At 62.7% G+C, this 22,256-nt stretch carries 21 protein-coding genes; 10 read left to right on the top strand and 11 right to left on the bottom strand.

What is annotated here, in order from left to right; translation table 11 throughout:
• Window positions 1-31 precede the first annotated feature (31 nt).
• From D9M09_RS19065 to D9M09_RS19050, 4 genes are all read left to right on the top strand, one after another.
• Window positions 32-829, top strand: coding sequence for a (Fe-S)-binding protein (locus tag D9M09_RS19065; RefSeq protein WP_121670140.1), 798 nt, complete (start codon window positions 32-34; stop codon window positions 827-829).
• On the top strand, window positions 826-1,542 hold the full coding sequence (locus D9M09_RS19060) for a LutC/YkgG family protein (protein ID WP_121670139.1): 717 nt from the start codon (window positions 826-828) through the stop codon (window positions 1,540-1,542). Before D9M09_RS19065 ends, D9M09_RS19060 begins: the two co-directional genes overlap by 4 nt.
• On the top strand, window positions 1,539-2,984 hold the full coding sequence (locus tag D9M09_RS19055) for a LutB/LldF family L-lactate oxidation iron-sulfur protein (protein WP_121670138.1): 1,446 nt from the start codon (window positions 1,539-1,541) through the stop codon (window positions 2,982-2,984). Before D9M09_RS19060 ends, D9M09_RS19055 begins: the two co-directional genes overlap by 4 nt.
• Window positions 2,985-3,077: 93 nt before the next feature.
• Complete coding sequence (locus tag D9M09_RS19050; protein ID WP_121670137.1) at window positions 3,078-4,784, top strand: lactate permease LctP family transporter; 1,707 nt, start codon at window positions 3,078-3,080, stop codon at window positions 4,782-4,784.
• Window positions 4,785-4,842: 58 nt separating this feature from the next.
• Here D9M09_RS19050 and D9M09_RS19045 read toward each other — a convergent pair whose 3' ends face one another.
• From D9M09_RS19045 to D9M09_RS29150, 3 genes are all read right to left on the bottom strand, one after another.
• Window positions 4,843-5,370, bottom strand: coding sequence for an NADPH-dependent FMN reductase (locus D9M09_RS19045; protein WP_121670136.1), 528 nt, complete (start codon window positions 5,368-5,370; stop codon window positions 4,843-4,845).
• A gap of 111 nt (window positions 5,371-5,481) precedes the next feature.
• Window positions 5,482-5,715: a DUF3563 family protein gene (locus D9M09_RS19040; protein ID WP_080698581.1), complete on the bottom strand. Its 234-nt coding sequence runs from the start codon at window positions 5,713-5,715 to the stop codon at window positions 5,482-5,484.
• 99 nt (window positions 5,716-5,814) lie between these two features.
• Window positions 5,815-6,045 carry a hypothetical protein gene (locus D9M09_RS29150; RefSeq protein ID WP_139143068.1) on the bottom strand — a complete coding sequence of 77 codons (231 nt, stop codon included), beginning with the start codon at window positions 6,043-6,045 and terminating at the stop codon, window positions 5,815-5,817.
• A 105-nt stretch (window positions 6,046-6,150) separates the two neighbouring features.
• On the opposite strand from D9M09_RS29150, the gene fucP reads away from it, so the two are divergent.
• Window positions 6,151-7,452 (top strand): L-fucose:H+ symporter permease, encoded by a 1,302-nt coding sequence (gene fucP, locus D9M09_RS19035; protein ID WP_070290605.1) that lies wholly within the window; start codon window positions 6,151-6,153, stop codon window positions 7,450-7,452.
• Window positions 7,453-7,503: 51 nt separating this feature from the next.
• Here the strand turns inward: fucP and D9M09_RS19030 are convergent, their stop codons facing one another.
• Window positions 7,504-8,397 (bottom strand): LysR substrate-binding domain-containing protein, encoded by an 894-nt coding sequence (locus D9M09_RS19030; protein WP_070310298.1) that lies wholly within the window; start codon window positions 8,395-8,397, stop codon window positions 7,504-7,506.
• A 160-nt stretch (window positions 8,398-8,557) separates the two neighbouring features.
• Here D9M09_RS19030 and D9M09_RS19025 point away from each other — a divergent pair, with 160 nt between their 5' ends.
• The gene (locus D9M09_RS19025) at window positions 8,558-10,054 is read left to right on the top strand and encodes a succinate CoA transferase (RefSeq protein WP_070219210.1); all 1,497 of its coding nucleotides are present in this window, start codon (window positions 8,558-8,560) and stop codon (window positions 10,052-10,054) included.
• A 60-nt stretch (window positions 10,055-10,114) separates the two neighbouring features.
• Here the strand turns inward: D9M09_RS19025 and D9M09_RS19020 are convergent, their stop codons facing one another.
• Both D9M09_RS19020 and D9M09_RS19015 read right to left on the bottom strand, forming a co-directional pair.
• A complete protein-coding gene (locus D9M09_RS19020) occupies window positions 10,115-10,486 on the bottom strand; it encodes a hypothetical protein (protein WP_070219183.1) in 372 nt (123 codons plus the stop codon).
• 96 nt (window positions 10,487-10,582) lie between these two features.
• Window positions 10,583-11,245, bottom strand: a complete 663-nt coding sequence (locus D9M09_RS19015) for a TetR/AcrR family transcriptional regulator (RefSeq protein WP_121670135.1) — start codon at window positions 11,243-11,245, stop codon at window positions 10,583-10,585.
• Between the two features lie 299 nt (window positions 11,246-11,544).
• On the opposite strand from D9M09_RS19015, the gene D9M09_RS19010 reads away from it, so the two are divergent.
• Window positions 11,545-12,666, top strand: a complete 1,122-nt coding sequence (locus tag D9M09_RS19010) for a M14 family metallopeptidase (protein WP_121670134.1) — start codon at window positions 11,545-11,547, stop codon at window positions 12,664-12,666.
• Between the two features lie 12 nt (window positions 12,667-12,678).
• On the top strand, window positions 12,679-13,143 hold the full coding sequence (locus tag D9M09_RS19005; protein ID WP_070219211.1) for a CYTH domain-containing protein: 465 nt from the start codon (window positions 12,679-12,681) through the stop codon (window positions 13,141-13,143).
• A gap of 257 nt (window positions 13,144-13,400) precedes the next feature.
• On the opposite strand, the gene D9M09_RS19000 is transcribed toward D9M09_RS19005, so the two are convergent.
• The 5 genes from D9M09_RS19000 to D9M09_RS18980 form a co-directional block, all read right to left on the bottom strand.
• Entirely contained in the window at window positions 13,401-14,654 is a 1,254-nt protein-coding gene (locus D9M09_RS19000; protein ID WP_070219186.1) for a DUF2863 family protein, read from the bottom strand.
• Window positions 14,655-14,867: 213 nt separating this feature from the next.
• Window positions 14,868-17,588, bottom strand: a complete 2,721-nt coding sequence (acnA, locus tag D9M09_RS18995; protein WP_121670133.1) for an aconitate hydratase AcnA — start codon at window positions 17,586-17,588, stop codon at window positions 14,868-14,870.
• A gap of 85 nt (window positions 17,589-17,673) precedes the next feature.
• The gene (locus D9M09_RS18990; RefSeq protein WP_070219188.1) at window positions 17,674-18,219 is read right to left on the bottom strand and encodes a hypothetical protein; all 546 of its coding nucleotides are present in this window, start codon (window positions 18,217-18,219) and stop codon (window positions 17,674-17,676) included.
• Between the two features lie 13 nt (window positions 18,220-18,232).
• Entirely contained in the window at window positions 18,233-19,231 is a 999-nt protein-coding gene (locus tag D9M09_RS18985; protein ID WP_070219189.1) for an HpcH/HpaI aldolase/citrate lyase family protein, read from the bottom strand.
• A gap of 113 nt (window positions 19,232-19,344) precedes the next feature.
• A complete protein-coding gene (locus D9M09_RS18980) occupies window positions 19,345-20,334 on the bottom strand; it encodes a malate dehydrogenase (RefSeq protein ID WP_121670132.1) in 990 nt (329 codons plus the stop codon).
• A 305-nt stretch (window positions 20,335-20,639) separates the two neighbouring features.
• On the opposite strand from D9M09_RS18980, the gene D9M09_RS18975 reads away from it, so the two are divergent.
• A complete protein-coding gene (locus D9M09_RS18975; RefSeq protein ID WP_083286946.1) occupies window positions 20,640-21,524 on the top strand; it encodes a GntR family transcriptional regulator in 885 nt (294 codons plus the stop codon).
• Between the two features lie 307 nt (window positions 21,525-21,831).
• The gene (gene sdhC / locus D9M09_RS18970; RefSeq protein ID WP_034752080.1) at window positions 21,832-22,254 is read left to right on the top strand and encodes a succinate dehydrogenase, cytochrome b556 subunit; all 423 of its coding nucleotides are present in this window, start codon (window positions 21,832-21,834) and stop codon (window positions 22,252-22,254) included.
• Window positions 22,255-22,256: the final 2 nt, after the last annotated feature.

The raw sequence follows: 22,256 nt of genomic DNA, 5'->3' as shown, positions 1-22,256 counted from the left end.
GCAACACACAGAGCGCCGGGGAGACACACTCATGCAGCCAGACCCGCGCCAGCCGCGCCACTATCCGCCATCACCACACGAGGTGTACCTGTTCGTCACCTGCCTGGTCGACCTGTTCGTGCCGCAGGCGGGGCTCGACGCGGTGCGCCTGCTGGAACGGGAAGGCTTGCTGGTGCACTATCCGCGCGGCCAGAGCTGTTGCGGCCAGCCCGCCTACAGCAGCGGCAATCCGGAACAGGCGCGTGCCGTGGCGCGCGCCCAGCTCGACCTGTTTGCGCAGCCCTGGCCCGTGATCGTGCCGTCCGGTTCCTGTGCCGGCATGATGCGTCACCACTGGCCGCAGCTGTTCCAGGACGACCCGGTGGCCGGTCCCAAGGCGCTGGAACTGGCCGAGCGCGTGTACGAACTGAGCGAGTTTCTCGTCTGCGTGCTGCAGCTTGACCTGGCGGGCCTGGCCCTGGCCGGCGCCGCGCAGGCCGATGAAAACGTGGTGCTGCATACCTCGTGCGGGGCGCGCCGCGAAATGGGTACGCGCACCCACGGCGTGGCGCTGCTCGACGCCTTGCCCGGCGTGACGCGCACCGAGCACCAGCGCGAATCGGAATGCTGCGGTTTCGGCGGCACGTTTTCACTAAAACATCCGGACATTTCCGGCGCCATGGTCAGCGACAAGATCGCCTCGGCCTGCGCCACGGGCTGCGACCGGCTCGTCTCGGCCGACTGCGGCTGCCTGCTCAATATCGGCCACGCCGCCCAGCACCAGGGCGCGCCGCTGCCCGTCGAGCACCTGGCCAGCTTTTTGTGGCGCCGCACGGGAGGCGCGCCATGAGTACGGCATTGACCGCCCGCGAACGCATGCTGGGGCGTTTGCGCGCCGCCGCGCCCTCGGCGCCCGAAGCGGTGGATACCATCGATACGGCCATCGACAATCACTACCAGGCCCGTCGCGCTGCCGCGCCGCTGCCGGCACGGCACAGGATAGCCGCCATGCAGGCAGCCTTGCGCGCTGCGCACGCGGACGTCGACTGCGTGAGCGCGGATGCCTGGCCGGCCCTGCTGGCGCAGCGCCTCGGTGAACACGGCGTGCGCCGTTTGCTGCTCGATACCGGCAGCGCCGAAGGGCAGGCCTTGCACGCCGCCTTGCCGCAGGGCGTGGCAGCGCTGTCTTTTGACCGTCCGCTGGCGCAGTGGAAGGGAGAGCTGTTCGACACCGTCGACGCGGGGTTGACCGTCGCGCGCTCCGGCATCGCCGCCACGGGCACCCTGGTCATCGCGCCCGATGCGGCCACGCCGCGCACGGTGTCCTTGGCGCCGCCCTTGCACATCTGCCTCGTGTATGCGAGCAGCCTGCACGTGGACTTGCACGCGGCGGCGCGCGCCGAACGCTGGGCGGACGGCATGCCGGCCAACCTGGTGCTGGTGTCGGGGCCCTCGAAAACGTCGGATATCCAGCAAACCCTCGCGTATGGCGCGCATGGCCCGCGCTGGCTGTGGGTATTGATCATCGATGATTTGTCCACCCACGAAGGAGGCCAGCCATGAACGCCAAGCCCCTGCAATTCGTCAAGCCGGCGGACTTTCATGCGCGCGCCCGCGCCGCGCTGGACGACCCGAAACTGCGCCAGAGCTTTCGCGGCGCCATGGATTTTTTACAGGACAAGCGCAGCGCCCAATTTCCCGACGGCGACGAGCTGGAACGCCTGCGCGACATCGGCGAAGCCGTGCGCCGGCACGCGCTGGCGCGCCTGCCCGATTTGCTGGTGCAGCTGGAGGAGCGGCTGACAGCGGCCGGCGTGCAGGTGCACTGGGCCGAGGATGGCGAGCAGGCCAACGCCATCATCCACGCCATCGCACAGCGCAATCAGGCGACGCGCTTCATCAAGGGCAAGTCGATGGCCAGCGAGGAAATCGAGCTCAATCACTACCTGGAAGCGCGCGGCATGCGCTGCCTGGAGTCGGACATGGGCGAGTACATCGTCCAGCTGGCAGGCGAAAAGCCGTCGCACATCGTCATGCCGGCCATCCACAAGACCAAGGCCGACATCGCCGGCCTGTTCGCCGAGCACATTCCCGATGCGCCCTACACGGAAGACGTCGACAGCCTGATTCAGACGGGGCGGCGCGCCCTGCGCCAGGCTTTCGTCGAGGCGGACATCGGCCTGTCGGGCGTGAACTTCGCGGCGGCCGACACGGGCACCCTGTGGCTGGTGGAAAACGAGGGCAATGGCCGGCTGACGACGTCCGTGCCGGAGATCCACATCGCCATCATGGGCATGGAAAAGGTGGTCGCCAAGCTCGAACACATCGTGCCGCTGGCGAGCCTTTTGACGCGCTCGGCCACGGGGCAGGCCATCACCACGTATTTCAACCTGATTTCCGGCCCGCGCCGCGCTGGTGAGCAGGATGGTCCGCGCGAAGTGCACCTGGTGCTGCTCGATAACGGTCGCAGCCAGGCCTATGCCGACGAGCAGCTGCGCGCCACCCTGCAATGCATACGCTGCGGCGCCTGCATGAACCACTGTCCCGTTTACACGCGCATCGGCGGTCACGCCTACGGCACCACGTATCCGGGGCCGATCGGCAAGATCATCTCGCCCCACTTGCTGGGACTCGCCGCGACGGCGGACCTGGCCACCGCGTCGAGCCTGTGCGGCGCCTGCGGTGAAGTGTGCCCCGTGCGCATCCCGATTCCGCAGCTGCTGGTGCGCCTGCGCACGGAGGCGAACCGCAATCCGAACGAGGAAGTCAGCCATCCGCTGCGCGGGCAGGGGGCCAAGTTCAGCCGCGGCGAAAGCCTGATCTGGCGCTTCTGGAGCGGCGCCTTCGCGCGTCCCGCCAGCTACCGCCTGTTCCGCTGGGCCGCCACTCGGCTGCGGATGCTGACGCCGCGCGCGCAGCTGGGCTGGACGCAGCACCGCAAGCCTTTACAACCGGCGCCGCGCAGCCTGGCCGACCTGCTCAACGCACGGGGGCAGGAAGAATAGCGACGCCCCGCCATACCGCAAAAAACACGCTGCACACAATTACATCAAAAGCCGTTTTTTCATTCAACCCGCATCCACCGGAGGAGACCCGACATGCAAACCTGGACCCAACTTTATACACCGCTCGGCAGCTTGTGGCTGTCGTCGCTGGCGGCAGCCGTGCCCATTATTTTCTTCTTCATCGCCCTGGCGGCGCTGCGCATCAAGGGCCACGTGGCGGCCGCCGTCACCCTGGCGCTGGCGCTGGCGGTGGCCATCTTCGCGTACGGCATGCCCGTGCCGCAGGCGCTGGCTGCGGCCGGTTACGGTTTTGCGTATGGCTTGTGGCCCATCGCCTGGATCATCGTCACGGCTGTCTTCCTGTATAAAATCGTCGTGAAGACGGGGCAGATCGAGATCATCCGCGCCTCCGTGCTGTCGGTGACGGACGACCAGCGCCTGCAGGTGCTCTTGATCGGCTTTGCCTTCGGCGCCTTCCTGGAAGGGGCGGCCGGTTTCGGCGCGCCCGTGGCCATCACTTCGGCCTTGCTGGTGGGCCTGGGCTTCAACCCGCTGTACGCGGCGGGCCTGTGCCTGATCGCCAATACGGCGCCTGTGGCCTTCGGCGCCATGGGCATTCCCATCATCGTGGCGGGCCAGGTGACGGGCATCGACCCCTTCCTCATCGGCGCCATGGCGGGCCGCCAGTTGCCGCTGCTGTCGCTGCTGGTGCCGTTCTGGCTGGTCTTCATGATGGATGGTTTGCGCGGCGTGCGCGAAGTGTGGCCGGCCGCCCTGGTGACGGGTTTGAGCTTTGCCGTGACCCAGTATTTCACGTCGAACCATATCGGCCCTGAACTGCCGGACATCACCTCGGCCCTCGTCAGCCTGGTCTCGCTGACCCTGTTCCTGAAGGTGTGGCAGCCGAAGAACGCGAAAGTGGCGCATGCCGTCGGCGGCGGCACGGCTGCGCTGTCCGGTTTTGGCGGCGCGGGCGGTGCTGCGGACCTGCGCGGCGGCGGCAACCGCGCCGCTTCCCCTTACACGACGGCGCAGACCATGCGTGCCTGGGCGCCGTTCGGCCTGTTGACGGCCATCGTCACCGTGTGGAGCCTGCCCGGCTTCAAGGCCCTGTTTGCCGCCGGCGGCGCGCTGTCTGGCCTGGTCATCAAGATCCACGTGCCCTATCTCGATAAACTGGTGATGAAGACCATGCCCATCGTGGCGGAACCGAAAGCGTATGACGCCGTGTTTAAGCTCGATCTGCTGTCGGCCGTGGGCACGGCGATCTTGCTGACGGCCGTATTGTCGATGCTGATGCTGCGCATGAAGCCGCGCGATGGCGTCAAGGCGTTCGTGGAAACCGTGGTGGAATTGCGCCGTCCCGTGCTGTCGATCGGCCTGGTGCTGGCGTTTGCCTTCGTTGCCAATTACTCAGGCATGTCGTCCACGCTGGCCCTGCTGCTGGCCGGCAGCGGCGCCGCCTTCCCGTTCTTTTCGCCGTTCCTGGGCTGGCTGGGCGTCTTCCTGACGGGCTCCGACACGTCGTCGAACGCCTTGTTCTGCTCACTGCAAAACACGACGGCGCACCAGATCGGCGTGTCCGACACCTTGATGGTGGCGGCCAATACGACGGGCGGCGTGACGGCGAAGATGATCTCGCCCCAGTCGATCGCCGTCGCCTGCGCGGCAACGGGCCTGGTGGGCAAGGAATCGGACCTGTTCCGCTTTACCTTGAAGCACAGCCTGTTGTTTGCCGTGATCATCGGCATCATCACCATGCTGCAAGCGTACGTGTTCACCGGCATGATCCCGCATTGAGCGGTCCGTAGAAGTACGTAGTAAAACTAGATGAATTGATAGTAAAACGTGCAGACGGTCATGAAAATGACCTGATGCGCTGCAACATGTCGAGGATGGTCCGGCGCAATGCCGGGTCTGCGGCGATGCCGTCCGCATCGAGTCCCGACCCCAGCAGGGGCAGGCTGATGCAGGCCTCGTCGATCACGCGCGCCGACATGGTGCGCACCGTTTCGCGCAGTGCCGCCTGCGCGTGCGTGGCGCGCGGCGAGGCGTTCAGCAGCACCAGCGGCTTGTCGATGAACGATTCATTTCCCACCATCCAGTCCAGCGCATTCTTCATGGGCCCGCTCACGCCGTGCGCATACTCGGGGCTGGCCAGCATCAGCACGTCGGCCGCCAGGATGGCGTCGCGCAGACCCGTCACGGCGGGCAGGCTGTCGGCGTCGAGGTCGGGATTGAACAGCGGCAGTTCACCGAGTCCCGGATGGATGCGGACGTCGAATGACGGCGGAGCAAGCCGGGCAATGGCGCGCAGCAGGGCGGTGTTCAGCGAGGCGGCGCGCAGGCTGCCGGCGATGGCGAGGATGGTAATGGACGTTTGCATCCCGCCTGTATAGCCCATCCTGTGCTCAAGCGCAAGGCGAGCAGGATGGCGCTATCGATGTTGCAACAGCCGATGACGGGCTGTGATGAGTGGCTGGGTACTACTGCACTCTTAACGGCTCAGGCCGCTCATCCAGCTTGGCTGCGGGTTGGCACGGGCCAGTTCGCGCATGCGGTATTCCAGATCGTAACGGTCGGTCGATTCGGCCAGGTAGGCTTCTTCGTAAGCGCGCTCGCGGCGGTCGCTGCTTTGGTTCAGCCAGGCACCGACGCGTTTTGCGGCGTGGACCAGGGTGGCGACGATATTGCTGTTTTGCGTGGTGTGGTAGGTAAATGCGGTAGACATGGCAGACTCCTTATGTGGCGTGCCGCGTTGTGCTGCACTGCAATATAAGTATAGCGATTCCAAGTTATAAGGCTACTTTTGATTTCAAATGTCAGCTATTCAATTTTGAAATAACAGGCGGGAAAGCTGCGCAATACGGGGCTTTAAGGCATAATGCGGGCGCAGTATCGTAGTTTTACTACAAGACTGTTTTGCCCCGAATGTTGTTTTCAGACGCAGCCCGCAGGCGTGCCGCGCCCACAAGACATCATTCTGGCGAGAAACGGTCGGCCGTGCGCCTGCCGCGCGCAAGAAGCGCCAAGCCTGCCCCATTTCGTTGATGGCAGTCATGGCCCACGCTGATATCTGCGTGGCGCTTGCGCGTCCTGGTGCTGCCCGGGTGGAAACGCTTCCATGCCTGGCAAGATCAACTTGGAATTGAAAAATGGAGAAGGTATGGAATACGTAAAGCAAGGCCAGGGCGTCCAGTCCGCGCAGGCCGGCACGCAAAACAATACAGGCGCCCTGATCATTGTCACGGTCCTGTTTTTCATGTGGGGACTGCTGACCTCGCTTAATGATGTGCTGATTCCCCATCTGCGCTCGATCTACACCTTGACCTATGTCCAGGCGATGCTGGTGCAGTTCTGCTTCTTTGGCGCCTACGCCATCGTTTCGCTGCCCGCCGGCATGCTGATCAAGAAAATCGGCTACCAGCGCGGCGTCGTCGCCGGCCTGCTGATCGCCGCCGCCGGCTGCGCCATGTTCTACCCGGCCTCGACCGGCAGCTATGCGCTGTTCCTGTTGTCCTTCTTCATCCTGGCGGCCGGCATCACCGTGCTGCAGGTGGCCGCCAACCCGTACGTGACGGAACTGGGCGACCCGCAGACGGCGTCGAGCCGATTGACCCTGACGCAGGCGTTCAATGCGCTGGGCACCACCGTGGCGCCTGCGCTGGGCGGCATGCTGATTTTGTCCGGCACCGTGCTGACGGTGCAGCAGTTCGACCTGCTGCCGGCGGCCGAGCAACTGGCCTACCGCGCCAAGGAAGCCGCTTCCGTGCAAGGCCCGTACCTGGTACTGGCCGCCACCTTGGTGATCCTGGCCGTGCTGTTCGCGCTGGCCAAACTGCCGAAGATTTCGCATGCCGACGATGCGGCCGCCCTGGCGCAGGACGGCAACAAGGTCTCGATCTGGTCGCACCGCCACCTGGTGCTGGGCGCGCTGGCCATCTTCCTGTACGTGGGCGGTGAAGTGAGCATCGGCAGCTTCCTGATCAACTTCCTGGGCGAGAGCCACATCGCGGGCCTCAGCCACGCCGACGCCGCCTATTTCGTCAGCTATTACTGGGGCGGCGCCATGCTGGGCCGCTTCGTCGGCTTTGCCGTGATGCGCTATGTCAGCCCGGGCAAGACCCTGGCCTTCAACGCCGCCGTCGTCATCGCGCTGATCCTCGTCGCCGTGTTCTCCAGCGGTCACACGGCCATGTGGGCATTGATCGCCGTCGGCCTGTTCAACTCCATCATGTTCCCGACGATCTTCAGCATGGCCTTGAACAAGCTGGGCGCGCAAACGGGGCAAGGTTCGGGCATCCTGTGCATGGCCATCGTCGGCGGCGCCATCGTGCCGTTCATCCAGGGCTTCCTGGCCGACCACATCAACCTGCAACTGTCGTTCCTCGTGCCGGCCCTGTGCTACACGTTTATTTTGTACTTCGGCTGGAAGTACGCGAGCATGTACAGCGACGACGCCAAGTAAACAAGGTAGCGTTATCAATATAAAGGGTGGCCTCGGCCACCCTTTTTTACGTCAGTGCGCGAATTGCGTGCCCAGCACGTCCTGGCACACCTCGAGCCAGGCGCGCGCCGCGTGCGACAGATAGCGCCCGCTCCAGACGTGCGCCACCTGCCACGCCACTTCCGGCTCGACGAGGCGCACCGCCTCCAACGGTTCGCCGGCCAGGCGGTGGATGAACGGCTCGGGCAGCAGGGCCACGCCCAGGCCGGCCGACGCCATCGCCACCAGCCAGTCCCACTGGCCGCTCTGCGCGGCGATGGTCGGCGCGAAGCCCGCCTGCGCGAAATGCTGGCGCAGGCTGCGCGTCAGGGCGAAATCATCTTTCAATAACACCAGCGGTAAGTCTGCCAGCGCCTTGAAGGGCAGCGTCGTGCGGTTTTTCTGGAACGTGCCCGGCTCGGCCAGGGCCCAGATCGGGTAGCTGGCCACTTCCACGGCCACGAGGTCGAGCTCCGGGTCGGCCGGCAGCACCGTCATGCCGATTTCCAGCTCGCCGGCCGCCACCTTGCGCTCGATCTGCTGGCCCGTGTCTTCCTGCAGGGTCAGGCTGATGTGCGGATGGCGCGCGCGGAAGGCTTTTAATACAGGGGTAAACAGCACATTGATCATGGGCGGGATGCCCACCGTCAGGCTGCCGCGCTGCAAGGCCTGCGTGTCGCGCACTTCCAGGGTCAGCTGGCGCATGTTTGCCAGCATTTCCTGGCCGTGCTGGTAGACGATGCGGCCCGTGTCCGTCAGGGTCAGCTTGCGCCCGTCGCGCACCAGCAGCTGCGCGCCCACTTCATCTTCCAGCTGGCGCACCATCTTGCTGATGGTCGACTGGGTCAGGTGCAGCGATTCGGCCGCCTGCGTAAAGCTCGACAGGCGCACGGTTTCGACGAAATAGCGCAGGGAACGGATATCCAAGAGGGTGCTCGGCAGTGGCGCGACATGAAAATATCGACTGGATGTGGCGAAATTAATTCATGCCATGCATGTAAGCGGGATTTTATACTGAAACCACTTATGGGGTTGGTGTATGACAGCCATCCAGTTTGAGAATATTAAGAATATCAGGAGCATCACGATGTACGAGGACCGTATCCGCCACCCAGGCTTGCTCAGCAAAATCATGAGCGCCGATGAGGCAGCCAAATTGTTCCACAGCGGCATGCGTGTAGGCATGAGCGGCTTTACCCGTGCCGGCGACGCCAAGGCCTTGCCGCGCGCCCTGGCCGAGCGTGCCCTGCAAGACCCCTTGAGCCTGACCCTGATCACGGGCGCTTCGCTGGGCAATGGCAGCGACGGCCTGATGGCCGAAGCGGGCGTGCTGGCGCGCCGCATGCCGTTCCAGGTCGACCCGGTCTTGCGCGGCAAGATCAACAAGGGCGAAGTCATGTTCATCGACCAGCATCTGTCGGAAACGGCTGAGCAGCTGCGCTCGGGCAACCTGGCTGCCGTCGACATCGCCGTCATCGAAGCGACGGCCATCACGGCGGCCGGCGCCATCATCCCGACCATGTCGGTGGGCAACTCCGCCGCCTTCGCCCAGCAGGCGAAGCAAGTCATCATCGAAATCAACCTGTCCACGCCGCTGGCGCTGGAAGGCTTGCACGACATCTATATTCCGCATACCTTGCCGGGCCGGGAACCGATTCCCCTCACGCGTGTCGACCAGCGCCTGGGCAGCACAGCCATCGCCATCGACCCGGCCCGCATCGCCGCCATCGTCATCACGGACAGCCCCGACAGCCCGTCGAACGCCTTGCCGCCCGACGCGGAAACGCAGGCGATCGCCGGCCATGTGATTGCCTTCCTCGAAGGCGAAGTGGCGGCCGGGCGCATGGGGCCGGAATTGCTGCCGCTGCAGGCGGGTATCGGCACCATCGCCAACGCCGTGCTGCACGGCCTGATCGGTTCGCCCTTCCAGAACATGACGATGTATTCGGAAGTGCTGCAGGACAGCGCCATCGAACTGCTCGATTCGGGCCAGCTGGCGTTCGCCTCGGCTTCGTCGATCACCCTGTCGGCCGCCGTGCACCAGAAGTTGATGGACAATATCGACCATTACCGCTCGAAAATCGTGCTGCGCCCGCAAGAGATCAGCAACCATCCGGAAATCGTGCGCCGCCTGGGCATCATCGCCCTGAATACGGCGCTGGAGTTCGATATCTATGGCAACGTCAATTCCACGCACGTGTGCGGCACGCACATGATGAACGGCATCGGCGGCTCGGGCGACTTCGCGCGCAACGGGCAAGTGTCGATGTTTGTGTCGAAATCGGCGGCCAAGGGCGGGCGCATTTCCAGCGTCGTGCCGATGGTCTCGCATGTCGACCATACGGAGCATGACGTCGACGTGCTGGTGACGGAGTGGGGCTATGCGGACTTGCGCGGCCTGGCGCCGCGCGAACGGGCGCCCTTGATCATCGAGCGCTGCACGCATCCCGCTTACCGCGATCAATTGCGCGCGTATTACGACGCGGCATGCCAGCGCGGTGGCCATACGCCGCACATCCTGGAACAGGCGCTGTCGTGGCATACGCGCTATCAGGAAACGCAGAGCATGCTGGCAGCGCAGTAGTTTGCGTCAGCGTAAACACAGGGCAGGGCGGTGCGGCACCGCGCCTGCCTTTTTCACAATTCAATACATATGCAGCGCCTTGGCGCCCAGGCCCAGCAGGGCAAACGTGGTGGTGGCCTGGATGCCCATGAACCACAGGAAGTGAGTGTGCATGTGTTTGCGGATGTCGCCCAGTTCCGTGCGCAAGGCGTGGCAGTCGCCGCGCAGGTCGCCGCGAAATTGCGTCAGGTCGGCCCGCAGCAGCTGCGACTCGTCGCGCAATTCCGCACGCACGTTGTCCAGGCCTTCGCCAAGACGCTGTTCCAGGGTCTTGAACCATAGCCGGTCATGTTCCCGGTCCGTTTCCAGTTTTGTCAGGCGCGCTTCCATGCGTACAGCATTGTTCGCGCTTTGCTGTTTGTCAAGCCGGTCCGTGGCATAGGCTTCGTTCATCTCGCACTCCTTCGCGCGAGCCGCGCTGCACCAGCGCAGGCGGCGTCACCCCACTGTCCGCCTTTTCCGTCCGGGCGGTTTGCGCTGGGTCAAACGTCACGAGGACGGTGCAAAGCGCAGGCGGATGCCTGCCGTGACGACAGCGAGCAGGTCGTCGATATGTGCGTTCATTTCCAGGTGCGGCGTCCATGGGTCGCCCGCATCCATGACGATGCGCAGGGAAACGAGGCCGTGCAGAGACTGCCAAAAGATTTGCGTCATCGTGTGCAGCGCCGGCTCGTCCTGGCGTACCTGACCCGTTTGCGCCAGTTCGCCGAACAGGTGCAGCGCGTAGGCATACGGGTCTTGCTCGATATTGCCGTGTTCCACTTCGACGGCGTCGACTTCCGCGTGCGGACGCAGCTCCATGAAGATCAGCGAATACTCGTCCGGATGCTGGAAGCCGTACTCGATGTAGGCGCGGCCGACCAGGCTGATGCGTTCCCATGGGTCCATGCTGTTGGCGCAGGCGGTGCGCATGGCGCGTACCAGTTCCAGCAAATCCTTGTCCATGGCCTGGGCGATCAGGGTGGCCTTGTCGCGGAACAGGGCGTACACGACGGTGGTGGAAAATCCTGCCGCCTCGGCCACCTTGCGGATGGAGACGGCGCGCGCGCCACCCTTTTTGATGAGGTCTTTGACGACGTCGATGATGTGTTCGCGCCGCGCCTGCGCCTCGCGCAACTTTCTTTCCTGAATATTGGTCAACTTCTTGTCCACGACTCTTTCCTGGCGACTCTATGAAAGCAGGAATTATAGGGGCGCGATGGCCCGCTAATGTGTCTGGCATTGTTACAATTCAGTTTTTTGTCCGGTGGATGCGACAGTAGACCGATTTTTCGCGCTTTTGACCCCCGCTTTTCCATCGATGCCCCGGAATGGTGCACGAATCGGCCGGCCAGGCTTTGCGAACGGGGACAAAGGGCGGAAAATAGAGGGATAGCTTACACTGCGTTTAGCGCAACGGCGGCCGCCCGCGAGGCGACGCCGGCACACTTACATTCGGACGGGATCATTACATGACCATTAAAATCAGCCAGAACTTCGACTCGGGCGCCATCGACGTGGTGAGCGCCACCAGCGCCGGCGCTATCGACCTGAACTTGCGCAAGGATAGCCACGCCGACATCCACCAGTGGTTCCACTTCCGCCTGCAGGGCGCGCGCGGCCAGGCATGCACGATGCGCTTCCTGAACGCGGGCCAGGCCACCTATCCGGCCGGCTATGAAGACTACCAGGCCGTGGCCAGCTACGACAGCGAAAACTGGTTCCGCGTGCCGACGACGTTCGACGGCCAGGTCATGACGATCTCGCACACGCCGGAACTTGACAGCGTGTACTACGCCTACTTCGAACCGTACTCGTGGGAACGCCATTTGCGCCTGCTGGGCGAAGTGGCCGAGCATCCGCTGGCGCGCGTATCGGACCTGGGCAGCACGGTCGATGGCCGCGACATGAACATGGTTACCATCGGCAATCCGCAGGCGCAAAAGAAAATCTGGGTCATCGCGCGCCAGCATCCGGGCGAATCGATGGCCGAATGGTTCGTCGAAGGCTTGATCGACTCGCTGCTCGACGACGCCAACCCGATCGCACGCAAACTCTTGCAGCGCGCCGTGTTCCACATCGTGCCGAACATGAACCCGGACGGCTCGATTCGCGGCAACCTGCGCACGAATGCGGCTGGCGCCAACCTGAACCGCGAATGGATGACGCCATCGCTGGAATCCAGCCCGGAAGTGCTGTGCGTGAAAAACAAGATCCACGAAACGGGCGTCGACATGTTCTTCGATATCCACGGCGATGAGGCGCTGCCGTACAACTTTGTGGCCGGCAACGAAATGCTGGAAAACTTCACACCGGCGCAAGCGGCGCACCAGAAAGCCTTCATCGAGCGCTACAAGCAGGCCAGCCCCGACTTCCAGGACAAGTTCGGCTATGCGGCCAGCAAGTACAAGTCGGACATGCTGACCCTGGCGTCGAAATACATCGGCCACCACTTCGGCTGCCTGGCGCTGACGCTGGAAATGCCGTTCAAGGAAAATGCCGACTTGCCGGATCCGGCCGTGGGCTGGAACGGCGCGCGCAGCGCGGCCCTGGGTGCGGCCATGCTGCAGCCTATCCTGCTGTCGCTGGATTGAGCGGCGTTGATCATGGGCGTCGAGATCGAGCGTAAATTCCTGCTGCAAGGCGATGCCTGGCGCGGCCTGGGGCAGACAGTACTGCTGCGCCAGGGCTACCTGTCGTCCGCGCGCGAGCGCGTGGTGCGGGTGCGCATCGAGGGCGAACAGGCGATGCTGACCATCAAGGGCGCCAATGTGGGGGCGACGCGTGGCGAGTGGGAGTATCCGATCCCGCTGGCCGACGCCGTCGAACTGCTCGACGGCCTGTGCGAACAGCCGCTGATCGAAAAGTACCGCCACCGCATCGAACACGCGGGCATGGTATGGGAAGTCGATGAGTTCCTGGGCGTCAATGCGGGCTTGCTCGTGGCCGAGATCGAACTGGCCTCGGAAGACCAGCCCTTCGAGAAGCCGGAATGGATAGGCGCGGAAGTGTCGGGCGATGCGCGCTACTACAATGCCAACCTGATCCGCCACCCGTTCTCGCAGTGGTGATAGTGTTTTAAATGACGTTGAAATAAAAAAGGCGGAACCGGGGTTCCGCCTTTTTTATGCGCCAACGCTGTTGTCGGATTACGCCGTTCCGGCTAATCCGACCTACGGCCTGCCTTTCAACCATTATATCGACACCTATTGCATCGACACCTCTTCAAACCGTAGTCGGATTACGCCGTTCCGGCTAATATGGCCTACGGCCTATGCCGGCATCGTAGGTCGGATTAGCGCTGCGCGCGTACTCCGACAAGCCCGCATCAATGGAAATGCTCGGTGCCCTGCGGCGTATCTTCCGGCATTTCCGCATGCGCGAGTTCGCCGACCGGGTCGGCAAACAGGGGGGCGCCGCAGTCGTCGCAATACTCTCCGACAAAACGTTCCGCGTGGCGCTTGATCTGCGTCACGCCGGCGGCGTTCAGGTGTTCGATGATTTCATCGACGGGCGTCTTTTGCTTGTCCAGCGCGGCGATGCCGACCTGGATCAGGCCTTCGATCGGCGTGCCATCCTCGTCTTCCTGGCCGTACAGGGGCCAGACGATGCCGTAGATGACGTCCGGCGCCTGGCGCAGGGTGAAGGCGATGCGGTACTCGTCGACCTGGCCGTCGGCCGCCTCTTCGCCGAAGCCGGCGATCACGGCGCGCAGTTCCGACGGTTCGATGGCCAGCGTGTGCGTCAGGTAGTGCACGGCGGCGCGCACGGACACGGGACGTATCAGCTTGTCCGCTTCGCGGCAGGCCACGTAGTACGCTTCCGGCAGCAGCAATTCCAGGCCGCAGCCGGGCAGCAGGCGGGCGATGGTCGGCGTCGCCTGCGTGCGCCATTGTTCCAGGGCGGCGCTGCGCTCGGCGATGAAGTCGAGCTGGCTCGAAGGCGTCTGCCAGCGGAACAGCGGTGCGCCGGCAGGCGCCACCACGGCCACCAGCAGGTAGCGCGTATCGGCCAGGAAGGGTGCCGTTTCCGCTTCTTTGCTGGAGGGCTTGACGGCCGTGCCCTTCAGGGCGGCCAGGGCCAGCTTTTGCGTCTTGGCATAGGTCTCGACGTGGCTGCGCGGCAGCTGGTCGATCGAATACAGGGTGGGCGCCATGGCCATCTTCGTGCCGTCGGCCAGCAGGTGGGCGGCGAAATGCGCGGACAGCACGCCGTGCGCGTCGCCGGCCATGGGGCCGGAGGCGATGGAAAAGCGCGTCCACGCGAGGATGGGCACGGCGACGAGCAGGGCGTCGTAGCGCACGTCTTCATGTGTGACGACGGTCGATTCGCTGATGGCTTCAACGCAGTCCATCAGCACGTCGTAGGCGTTCAAGTCTTCCTTGAACAGGCTGCCCAGGGTGTTGTCGATGGTGTCCTGGTGGCCGGTTTTGAGTAATTTCTGGAGCTGCGTATCCAGGCTGTGTTCCCAGGACCGCTCTTCGAGACGGCTGGCTGCCTGTACGATCGCCTGGGCAAAGGTGACCAGGCGCTGGCTGTCGGCAGTCAGTTTATGGGATGAATCTTTGGAAGGACGACGCATAGCGGGATAAGAGTCTCGGAAAGTGAAAAAAATGGATCAGTCAAACAATGATAAACCCTTATAACCGTATTGTAGAGGATTCAGCCGCACGCAATACGTAAGCTGTCCTTAGATCATGCCAATAGTCGAAATTTCAAGTCGGAACGGGGCGCAGGGACGAAAAAAAGCGCCGGTCGGAACCGGCGCTTTGATCTTACCTCACAGCTGGGCTGATTACTCGGCCAGCAGTTGACGCAGCACGAATGGCAGGATACCGCCATGCTTGTAGTAATCGACTTCGATCGGCGTATCGATGCGCAGCAGGACTTTGACTTCCTGGCTGCTGCCGTCGGCGCGGTGGATCACCAGGGTAGCCAGTTGCTGTGGCTTGATTTCGCCTTCGAGGCCTTTCAGGTCGAAGGTTTCATTACCGGTGATGCCCAGCGTCTGCACGCTGTCGTCGCCGATGAATTGCAGCGGCAGCACGCCCATGCCCACCAGGTTCGAGCGGTGGATGCGCTCGAACGAACGGGTGATCACGGCTTTCACGCCCAGCAGCTGGGTGCCCTTGGCTGCCCAGTCGCGCGACGAACCCGTACCGTACTCTTCGCCGCCGAAGACCATGGTTGGCGTGCCTTCAGCAACATATTTCATCGCTGCGTCGTAGATCGACATTTGCTCGCCGGAAGGCTGGTGGATCGTGATGCCGCCTTCGACCGCCGAACCGTCCGCTTTCGCAGGGATCATGCGGTTTTTGATACGCACGTTGGCGAACGTGCCGCGCATCATGATTTCATGGTTGCCGCGACGCGAGCCGTAGGAGTTGAAGTCCGCTTTCAGGACGCCGTTTTCCTTCAGCCATTTGCCTGCAGGACCGTTTTCCTGGATCGAGCCGGCTGGCGAGATGTGGTCGGTGGTGATGGAATCGCCGAACACGCCCAGTGCGCGCGCGCCTTCGATGCCGGTGGCCACTGCCGCTGGCGTCATCGAGAAGTTGTCGAAGAACGGCGGTTCCGCGATGTAGGTCGATTTCGGCCAGTTGTAGACTTGACCGGACACGGTCGTGACTTTTTCCCACAGCTTGCCTGGCGCGCCCTTGACGTCGGCGTAGTTGTCCTTGAATACCTTGGCGTTCATGGCGAACTTCATCATGGCCGAGACTTCAGCCGAGGTCGGCCAGATGTCGCCCAGGTAGACGTCCTTGCCGCCCTTGCCCTTGCCGACAGGTTCCGTCATCAGGTCGCGCGTCATGTTGCCGGCGATGGCGTAGGCGACGACCAGCGGTGGCGAAGCGAGGAAGTTCGAGCGGATGTTCGGGTGGATACGCGCTTCGAAGTTGCGGTTGCCCGACAGCACGGCCGACGCGACGATGTCGTGCGTGGCAATCGCTGCATTCAGCTCGGGCGTCAGGTCGCCCGCATTGCCGATACAGGTGGTGCAGCCGTAGGCGGTCACGCCGAAGCCCAGTTTTTCCAGGTAGGGCAGCAGGCCGGCGGCGGTCAGGTATTCGGTCACGACGCGCGAGCCGGGAGCCAGCGAGGTCTTGATGTGCGGAGCGACCTTCAGGCCGGCTTCCACGGCTTTCTTGGCCAGCAGGCCGGCAGCCAGCATCACGCTCGGGTTCGAGGTGTTGGTGCACGAGGTGATCGCGGCGATCAGCACGTCGCCGTTCGACACTTTCACGCCGTTCGTCGTTTCGTACACGGCAGCCAGGTCGGCCGGATTCTTGTTGAAGCCGTTTTCGGTCGTCGGCTTGGCGAACAGCTCGGCGAAGTTGGCCTTGACGTTGCCGATTTCGATACGGTCTTGCGGGCGTTTCGGGCCGGCCAGCGACGGAGCGACCGATGCCAGGTCCAGTTCCACCACGCGGGTGTAGTCGATGTCGCCGGCTTTTGGCACGCCGAACAGGTTCTGCGCCTTGAAGTAGCCTTCGAACGCGGCGATTTCAGCCTTGCTGCGGCCGGTGCCCTTGAAGTAGTCGATGGTCGCTTCGTCGACCGGGAAGAAGCCCATGGTCGCGCCGTATTCCGGTGCCATGTTGGCGATCGTCGCGCGGTCCGTCAGGGTCAAGGACTCAGTGCCTTCGCCGAAGAATTCGACGAACTTGCCGACGACTTTCTCTTTGCGCAGCAATTCGGTAATCGTCAGTACCAGATCGGTGGCGGTGCAGCCTTCGCGCAATGCGCCCGACAGGTTGACGCCGATGACGTCCGGCGTCAGGAAGTAGACCGGCTGGCCCAGCATGCCGGCTTCCGCCTCGATGCCGCCCACGCCCCAGCCGACCACGCCGATGCCGTTGATCATGGTGGTGTGCGAGTCGGTGCCGACCAGGGTGTCAGGGTAGTACACGTCGCCGGCTTTCTTGCCTGCGTGGTGCACGCCGCGCGCCAGGTATTCCAGGTTGACCTGGTGGACGATGCCGAAGCCCGGCGGCACGACGCCGAAGGTGTCGAATGCCTGCATGCCCCATTTCATGAACTGGTAACGCTCGTTGTTACGCGAGAATTCCAGTTTCATGTTCAGGTCCAGCGCTTTCTTTTCGCGGTAGTGATCGATGGTCACCGAGTGGTCGACCACCAGATCGACCGGTACCAGCGGTTCGATCTTCTTGGCGTTGATGCCCATCTTGGCGGCCACGTTGCGCATCGCTGCCAGGTCGGCCAGCAGCGGTACGCCGGTGAAGTCTTGCAGCACGACGCGCGCCACTACGAACGGGATCTCGTCGGTGCGCTCGGCGGTCGGGCCCCAGCTCGCCAATTGCTTGACGTGTTCTTCGGTGACTTTTTTGCCGTCGCAGTTGCGCAATACCGATTCGAGCACGATACGAATCGACACTGGCAGGCGGGAGACATTGATGCCCAGGCTTTTTTCCAGCGCAGGCAGGGAATACAGCTTGCCCTTCTTGCTGTCCGAAATATTAAAGTCCTTGAGCGTGTTCAGAGTGTTGCGGGACATGACCTCTCCTTGTTGGGTATCGTCTTATTGATTATTCAAATTACAAAACATGACTGAGCCCCCGAAGAGGCCCTTGCTACGCACATCAGCCGCCGGTCGCCGGCAGCACGCCCAGCGATGGCGCGGCTTCCACCACTGCCGCCGGCTTGGCTTGCTCCGCATCCTTGCATTCATTGGCCAGCTGGCGGCCCTGCTTGGAGTCGAGCAGCATGCCTTTGGCCGGGATGCCGATCCACACGAGACCATACAGACGGTTCTCGAAGCGGTTGGCGCCGGTGGTGGTGCCAACGCGGCTCAGGCGGTGCAGGCGCTTCTTCCAGCGCAGGGCGATGTGTTTGTCGTCAGTAGCATTGGTGTAGATGGTAATTTTATTACCAAGTTCACAATTGAAATCGGTGGAGGCCGAGCCTGCCGTGTTCGGTTCATCGGCTTCTTCCTTGTCGGCGACCGACATGGCCAGCGGATGGGCTTCCTTGGCGGCAGCTTTTGCCTTGGCGGCCTTGGCCTTTGGCTTGGCCTTGACGGCCTTGGGATTTGCCTCTGCCGTGGCGGCGAAGCTGGCTGGCGCCAGCGTGAGGGTCATGGCGCCCAGCGCGACGCTGCAGGCAATTGCTAATTTGGAGAGGGACATCGTGTAATTCCTGTCAGTTTTCAGTGGTGCTGGAAGAGGGGGTGTTGAGTAATGCAGCAGCCGCCTCGGGCAGGCCGAGGCCCGCCAGTTTGGCGCGTTGCAAAACGGTCCAATAATATCGGTAGCTGGCGCGGTCGTGCAAGCGGCCATTTTGCGCAATCGGCCCCCAGTTGGCGCGCAGCGCTTCGTTGAGGATGTTGCTGGCCTCGTTGACTTCGGACAGGCGCGGCGTAAAGGCCTTGATGATGGGCTTGATCTGGTCCGGGTGGATGCTCCACATGCGCGTGTAGCCGAACTCGGCTGTCGCGCGCTGGGCATCGTTGGCCACCACGGCCGAATCGCGCACGTCCGTCGTCACGTTATGCGACGCCACCTTGCCGTGCGCGTGGCAGGCGGCCGCCACTTCGAGCTTGGCGCGCACCACCAGCGGGTGCGTGAACTGGCCCGGCGTGCGCATGGCGGCGGCGGGAATGGCGCCGTAATGGGCCGAGACGAAATCCATGATGCCGAAGGACAGGCATTCGACCTGGGGCAGGGCGGCGATCGCATAGGCGTCGCGCAGCGCGCCGTGCGTTTCGATCAGGATGTGCACGGGCAGGTTGTCGCGGCCGGCGCGGCGCGCGTGCAGGTTGATCAGGTCGATGGCCAGCATGGCGTCCTGCACGCCGGCCACCTTGGGCACGGCGATGTAGGCCAGGCGGGATGCGGCCGTGCAGATGATTTCCACGTCGCGCGCGAAAAACGCGCTGTCGACGTCGTGCACGCGCACGCCGATGCGGTTGAACTGGTTGTCGTCGCTGGCCAGCAGGCCGGCGATCATCAGGGCGTGGGATTCTTCATTGCCGGCGCTGGCGCCGTCTTCGCAGTCGAACGTGATGTCGAACAGGGGACCAAGCTCTTGTTGCAAAGCAATCGATTTACGCATCAGCTTTTCAGAGCCGGCGTAGTGGTCGCAAGCGGCGAGCAACAGCGGCTGGCGTTTGCCTTGGAATAAAACCTCGGAAGGGTGCATGCTTAAGGCATTTCTGCAGGTAAAGACTACTTGATAAAACAGCCGCGCCGCGAATCTCGCGGGGCGGCCTTCGTGGCGGGCGGCACGTTTGCGCCGCGCCGCCAGAACTGGACTTAGGCCAGCAGGTGTTTCACGCCTTCGCGCTCTTCGGTCAGTTCTTTCAGGGTCAGGTTGATGCGCTCTTGCGAGAATGCATCGATTTCCAGACCTTGAACGATCGTGTACTCACCGTTGTCGGTGGTGACCGGGAAGCCGAACACGGTGCCTTCCGGGATGCCATACGAGCCATCCGAAGGAACGCCCATGGTGGTCCACTTGCCGTTCGTGCCCAGCATCCAGTCATGGATGTGGTCGATGGCGGCGTTCGCTGCCGACGCTGCCGACGACAGGCCGCGCGCTTCGATGATGGCAGCGCCGCGCTTGCCGACGGTTGGCAGGAACACGTTGGCGTTCCATTCCTGGTCGTTGATCAGGTCTTTCACAGCCTTGCCGTTGACGGTGGCGAAGCGGTAGTCGGCGTACATCGTTGGCGAGTGGTTGCCCCACACGGTCAGCTTTTCGATGTCTTTCACGGCGGTGCCGGTCTTGGCAGCGACTTGCGACAGCGCGCGGTTGTGGTCCAGGCGCAGCATGGCGGTGAAGTTTTTCGCCGGCAGCGATGGCGCCGATTTCATGGCGATGTAGGCGTTGGTGTTGGCAGGGTTGCCGACCACCAGCACTTTGACGTTGCGCGAAGCGACGGCGTCGAGCGCCTTGCCTTGCACCGTGAAGATCTGCGCGTTCGCTTCCAGCAGGTCCTTGCGTTCCATGCCTGGGCCGCGTGGACGCGCGCCAACCAGTACGGCCACGTCGACATCCTTGAAGGCGGTCAGCGGATCGGAGTGGGCGGTCATCTCGGCCAGCAGCGGGAAGGCGCAGTCGTCGATTTCCATCATCACGCCCTTGAGCGCCTTCTGGGCTTTTTCGTCCGGGATTTCAAGCAGTTGCAAGATGACAGGCTGGTCTTTGCCGAGCATGTCGCCATTGGCGATGCGGAACAACAGGGCGTAGCCGATCTGGCCGGCGGCGCCGGTCACTGCAACACGCATTGGGGTTTTAGCCATGATGAATCTCCAAAAATGGGAAAGAAAACGGGCTTGAAGCTGGGCTTACGCTTATCCGGAAAAACTATAATGATACCAAAACCGGCCCGCGCCACCGAATTGCTGGTGTACGCTGCCGTCACGCTCGTGCTGCACGAAGCCAGAGTGGCTGGCCGACAACATAAAACGCGGGCTCACATGTTTTATCGAGGGCAGTTTAGGCCTCCGATCCCTATCTGTCAATCATATCTTATGTCTTATATAAGACAGATAACCGCGTGTGTTTTACTGGACGCGGGCAGTGATTTGTGTTGAAATGTCGGACTATGAATTCCGCCTCGTCCAATCTGACCAACAATGCCACTGCTGCAAGCGGGGCGGTCAGTCCGACCGCGGGCACCCCGGCCACGCCCGTCCCCGCGGCGGCCAGTACGCCAGTCACCGTGACGGCCGCCAGCAATACCACTGCGTCCGCCGTGCCTGCAGTCACTGCTTCGCCCACCTTCAGTCCCCTGTACCAGCAGATCAAGGCGCTCATCACGCAAAGCCTGCAATCGGGCGAATGGAAACCGGGCGAGCTCATTCCCAGCGAGGTCGAGCTGGCCGGCCGCTTCAAGGTCAGCCAGGGCACGGTGCGCAAGGCCATCGATGAGCTGGCCGCCGAGAATCTCGTCATGCGCCGCCAGGGCAAGGGCACTTTCGTTTCCACCCACCATGAGGCGCGCGCGCATTTCCGCTTCCTGCGCCTGGTGCCGGACGAAGGCGTGCCGCATTATCCCGAAAGCAAATTCATCGAAGTCAAGCGCGTGCGCGCGCCGGCCGACGTGGCGCGCCTGATGGACCTGAAGTCCGGCGACGCCGTCATCTTCATCAAGCGCGTCCAGTATTTCGACGGCGTGCCGACCATCGTCGAAGAGCTGTGGCTGCCCGGCCTGATCTTCAAGGGTCTGACGGCCGAGCGCCTGGTGGAATACAAGGGGCCCATGTACGGCCTGTTCGAAACGGAATTCGGCACGCGCATGATACGCGCGTCCGAGCAGATCCGCGCCGTGTGCGCCGACGCGGGCGCCGCGCAACTGTTGAATATCGACCTCGGCACGCCCTTGCTCAGTTCCGAGCGCGTGTCGTTTACCTACGGCGACAAGCCGGTCGAACTGCGCCGGGGCTTGTACCTGACCAGTCGCCACCATTATCAGAATGAACTCAGCTGAAGCTGCGGGGCGCCTGCGGGTGTCCGCACAAGCGGCAAGGCTGAAGTGCATCGCTTGCAAGATGCCTGTCGCAAGGCGGGCTACGGAGACAACGGAAAGCGCAGCGACAACATGGCCCGCCCCCGGCGGGCCGTGTTTTGCCAGCGATTCTGTAATTAAATTACGTGAACTACGGAAAGTAGCGCGGTATTTTGTAGTAAAAAACCATTTTGGTTATATGTAACAATAGATATTGGTATGGGTTGCGAAAATCGGCGAAAATCGCGGCTTCAATATTTAGTTGAAATTCAAAGGGGAGGTTTTTGTTATGTCTGAAGCCGTAAGAGAAGTACCAAAAAAAGAACGGCCGCAATTCCGTAACATTCATGTTACCGAATTGTCGAACTACCGCATGGCTGTCGGCGCCATCGTCTCGATCCTGCATCGCATCAGCGGTTTCATCATTTTCGCCTTGCTGCCATGCATACTGTACATGCTGGAACTGAGCCTGCGTTCCGAAATGTCCTATGCCTACTTCCAGGGCATCGCCTCGCACTGGTTCGTCAAGCTGATCACCCTGGGTCTGGTCTGGGCCTTCCTGCACCACTTCTGCGCCGGTATCCGTCACCTGTTCATGGATGTGCACGTTGCCATCGAAAAAGATTCGGCCCGCAAGACCGCGTCGTCCGTGCTGGTCGTGAGCCTGGTGTTGACGGCTTTGGTCGCTTTGAAACTGTTTGGAGTATTTTAAAC

This window comes from Janthinobacterium agaricidamnosum, assembly GCF_003667705.1.
Taxonomy (GTDB): Bacteria; Pseudomonadota; Gammaproteobacteria; order Burkholderiales; family Burkholderiaceae_D; genus Janthinobacterium.
The sequence above is the reverse complement of the archived record's forward strand: the minus strand, read 5'-3'. Positions and strand labels throughout refer to the sequence as shown.

What these genes read in the sequence shown, in the direction of transcription:
- fucP (WP_070290605.1), top strand. Translation starts at nt 6,151, where the DNA reads ATGGAATACGTAAAGCAAGGCCAGGGCGTCCAGTCCGCGCAGGCCGGC.
- D9M09_RS19060 (WP_121670139.1), top strand. Translation starts at nt 826, where the DNA reads ATGAGTACGGCATTGACCGCCCGCGAACGCATGCTGGGGCGTTTGCGC.
- D9M09_RS19065 (WP_121670140.1), top strand. Translation starts at nt 32, where the DNA reads ATGCAGCCAGACCCGCGCCAGCCGCGCCACTATCCGCCATCACCACAC.
- D9M09_RS19010 (WP_121670134.1), top strand. Translation starts at nt 11,545, where the DNA reads ATGACCATTAAAATCAGCCAGAACTTCGACTCGGGCGCCATCGACGTG.
- D9M09_RS18990 (WP_070219188.1), bottom strand. Translation starts at nt 18,219, where the DNA reads ATGTCCCTCTCCAAATTAGCAATTGCCTGCAGCGTCGCGCTGGGCGCC.
- D9M09_RS18975 (WP_083286946.1), top strand. Translation starts at nt 20,640, where the DNA reads ATGAATTCCGCCTCGTCCAATCTGACCAACAATGCCACTGCTGCAAGC.
- D9M09_RS19050 (WP_121670137.1), top strand. Translation starts at nt 3,078, where the DNA reads ATGCAAACCTGGACCCAACTTTATACACCGCTCGGCAGCTTGTGGCTG.
- D9M09_RS19025 (WP_070219210.1), top strand. Translation starts at nt 8,558, where the DNA reads ATGTACGAGGACCGTATCCGCCACCCAGGCTTGCTCAGCAAAATCATG.
- D9M09_RS19045 (WP_121670136.1), bottom strand. Translation starts at nt 5,370, where the DNA reads ATGCAAACGTCCATTACCATCCTCGCCATCGCCGGCAGCCTGCGCGCC.
- D9M09_RS19055 (WP_121670138.1), top strand. Translation starts at nt 1,539, where the DNA reads ATGAACGCCAAGCCCCTGCAATTCGTCAAGCCGGCGGACTTTCATGCG.
- D9M09_RS19020 (WP_070219183.1), bottom strand. Translation starts at nt 10,486, where the DNA reads ATGAACGAAGCCTATGCCACGGACCGGCTTGACAAACAGCAAAGCGCG.
- D9M09_RS19005 (WP_070219211.1), top strand. Translation starts at nt 12,679, where the DNA reads ATGGGCGTCGAGATCGAGCGTAAATTCCTGCTGCAAGGCGATGCCTGG.
- D9M09_RS18985 (WP_070219189.1), bottom strand. Translation starts at nt 19,231, where the DNA reads ATGCACCCTTCCGAGGTTTTATTCCAAGGCAAACGCCAGCCGCTGTTG.
- acnA (WP_121670133.1), bottom strand. Translation starts at nt 17,588, where the DNA reads ATGTCCCGCAACACTCTGAACACGCTCAAGGACTTTAATATTTCGGAC.
- sdhC (WP_034752080.1), top strand. Translation starts at nt 21,832, where the DNA reads ATGTCTGAAGCCGTAAGAGAAGTACCAAAAAAAGAACGGCCGCAATTC.
- D9M09_RS19040 (WP_080698581.1), bottom strand. Translation starts at nt 5,715, where the DNA reads ATGTCTACCGCATTTACCTACCACACCACGCAAAACAGCAATATCGTC.
- D9M09_RS18980 (WP_121670132.1), bottom strand. Translation starts at nt 20,334, where the DNA reads ATGGCTAAAACCCCAATGCGTGTTGCAGTGACCGGCGCCGCCGGCCAG.
- D9M09_RS19000 (WP_070219186.1), bottom strand. Translation starts at nt 14,654, where the DNA reads ATGCGTCGTCCTTCCAAAGATTCATCCCATAAACTGACTGCCGACAGC.
- D9M09_RS29150 (WP_139143068.1), bottom strand. Translation starts at nt 6,045, where the DNA reads ATGACTGCCATCAACGAAATGGGGCAGGCTTGGCGCTTCTTGCGCGCG.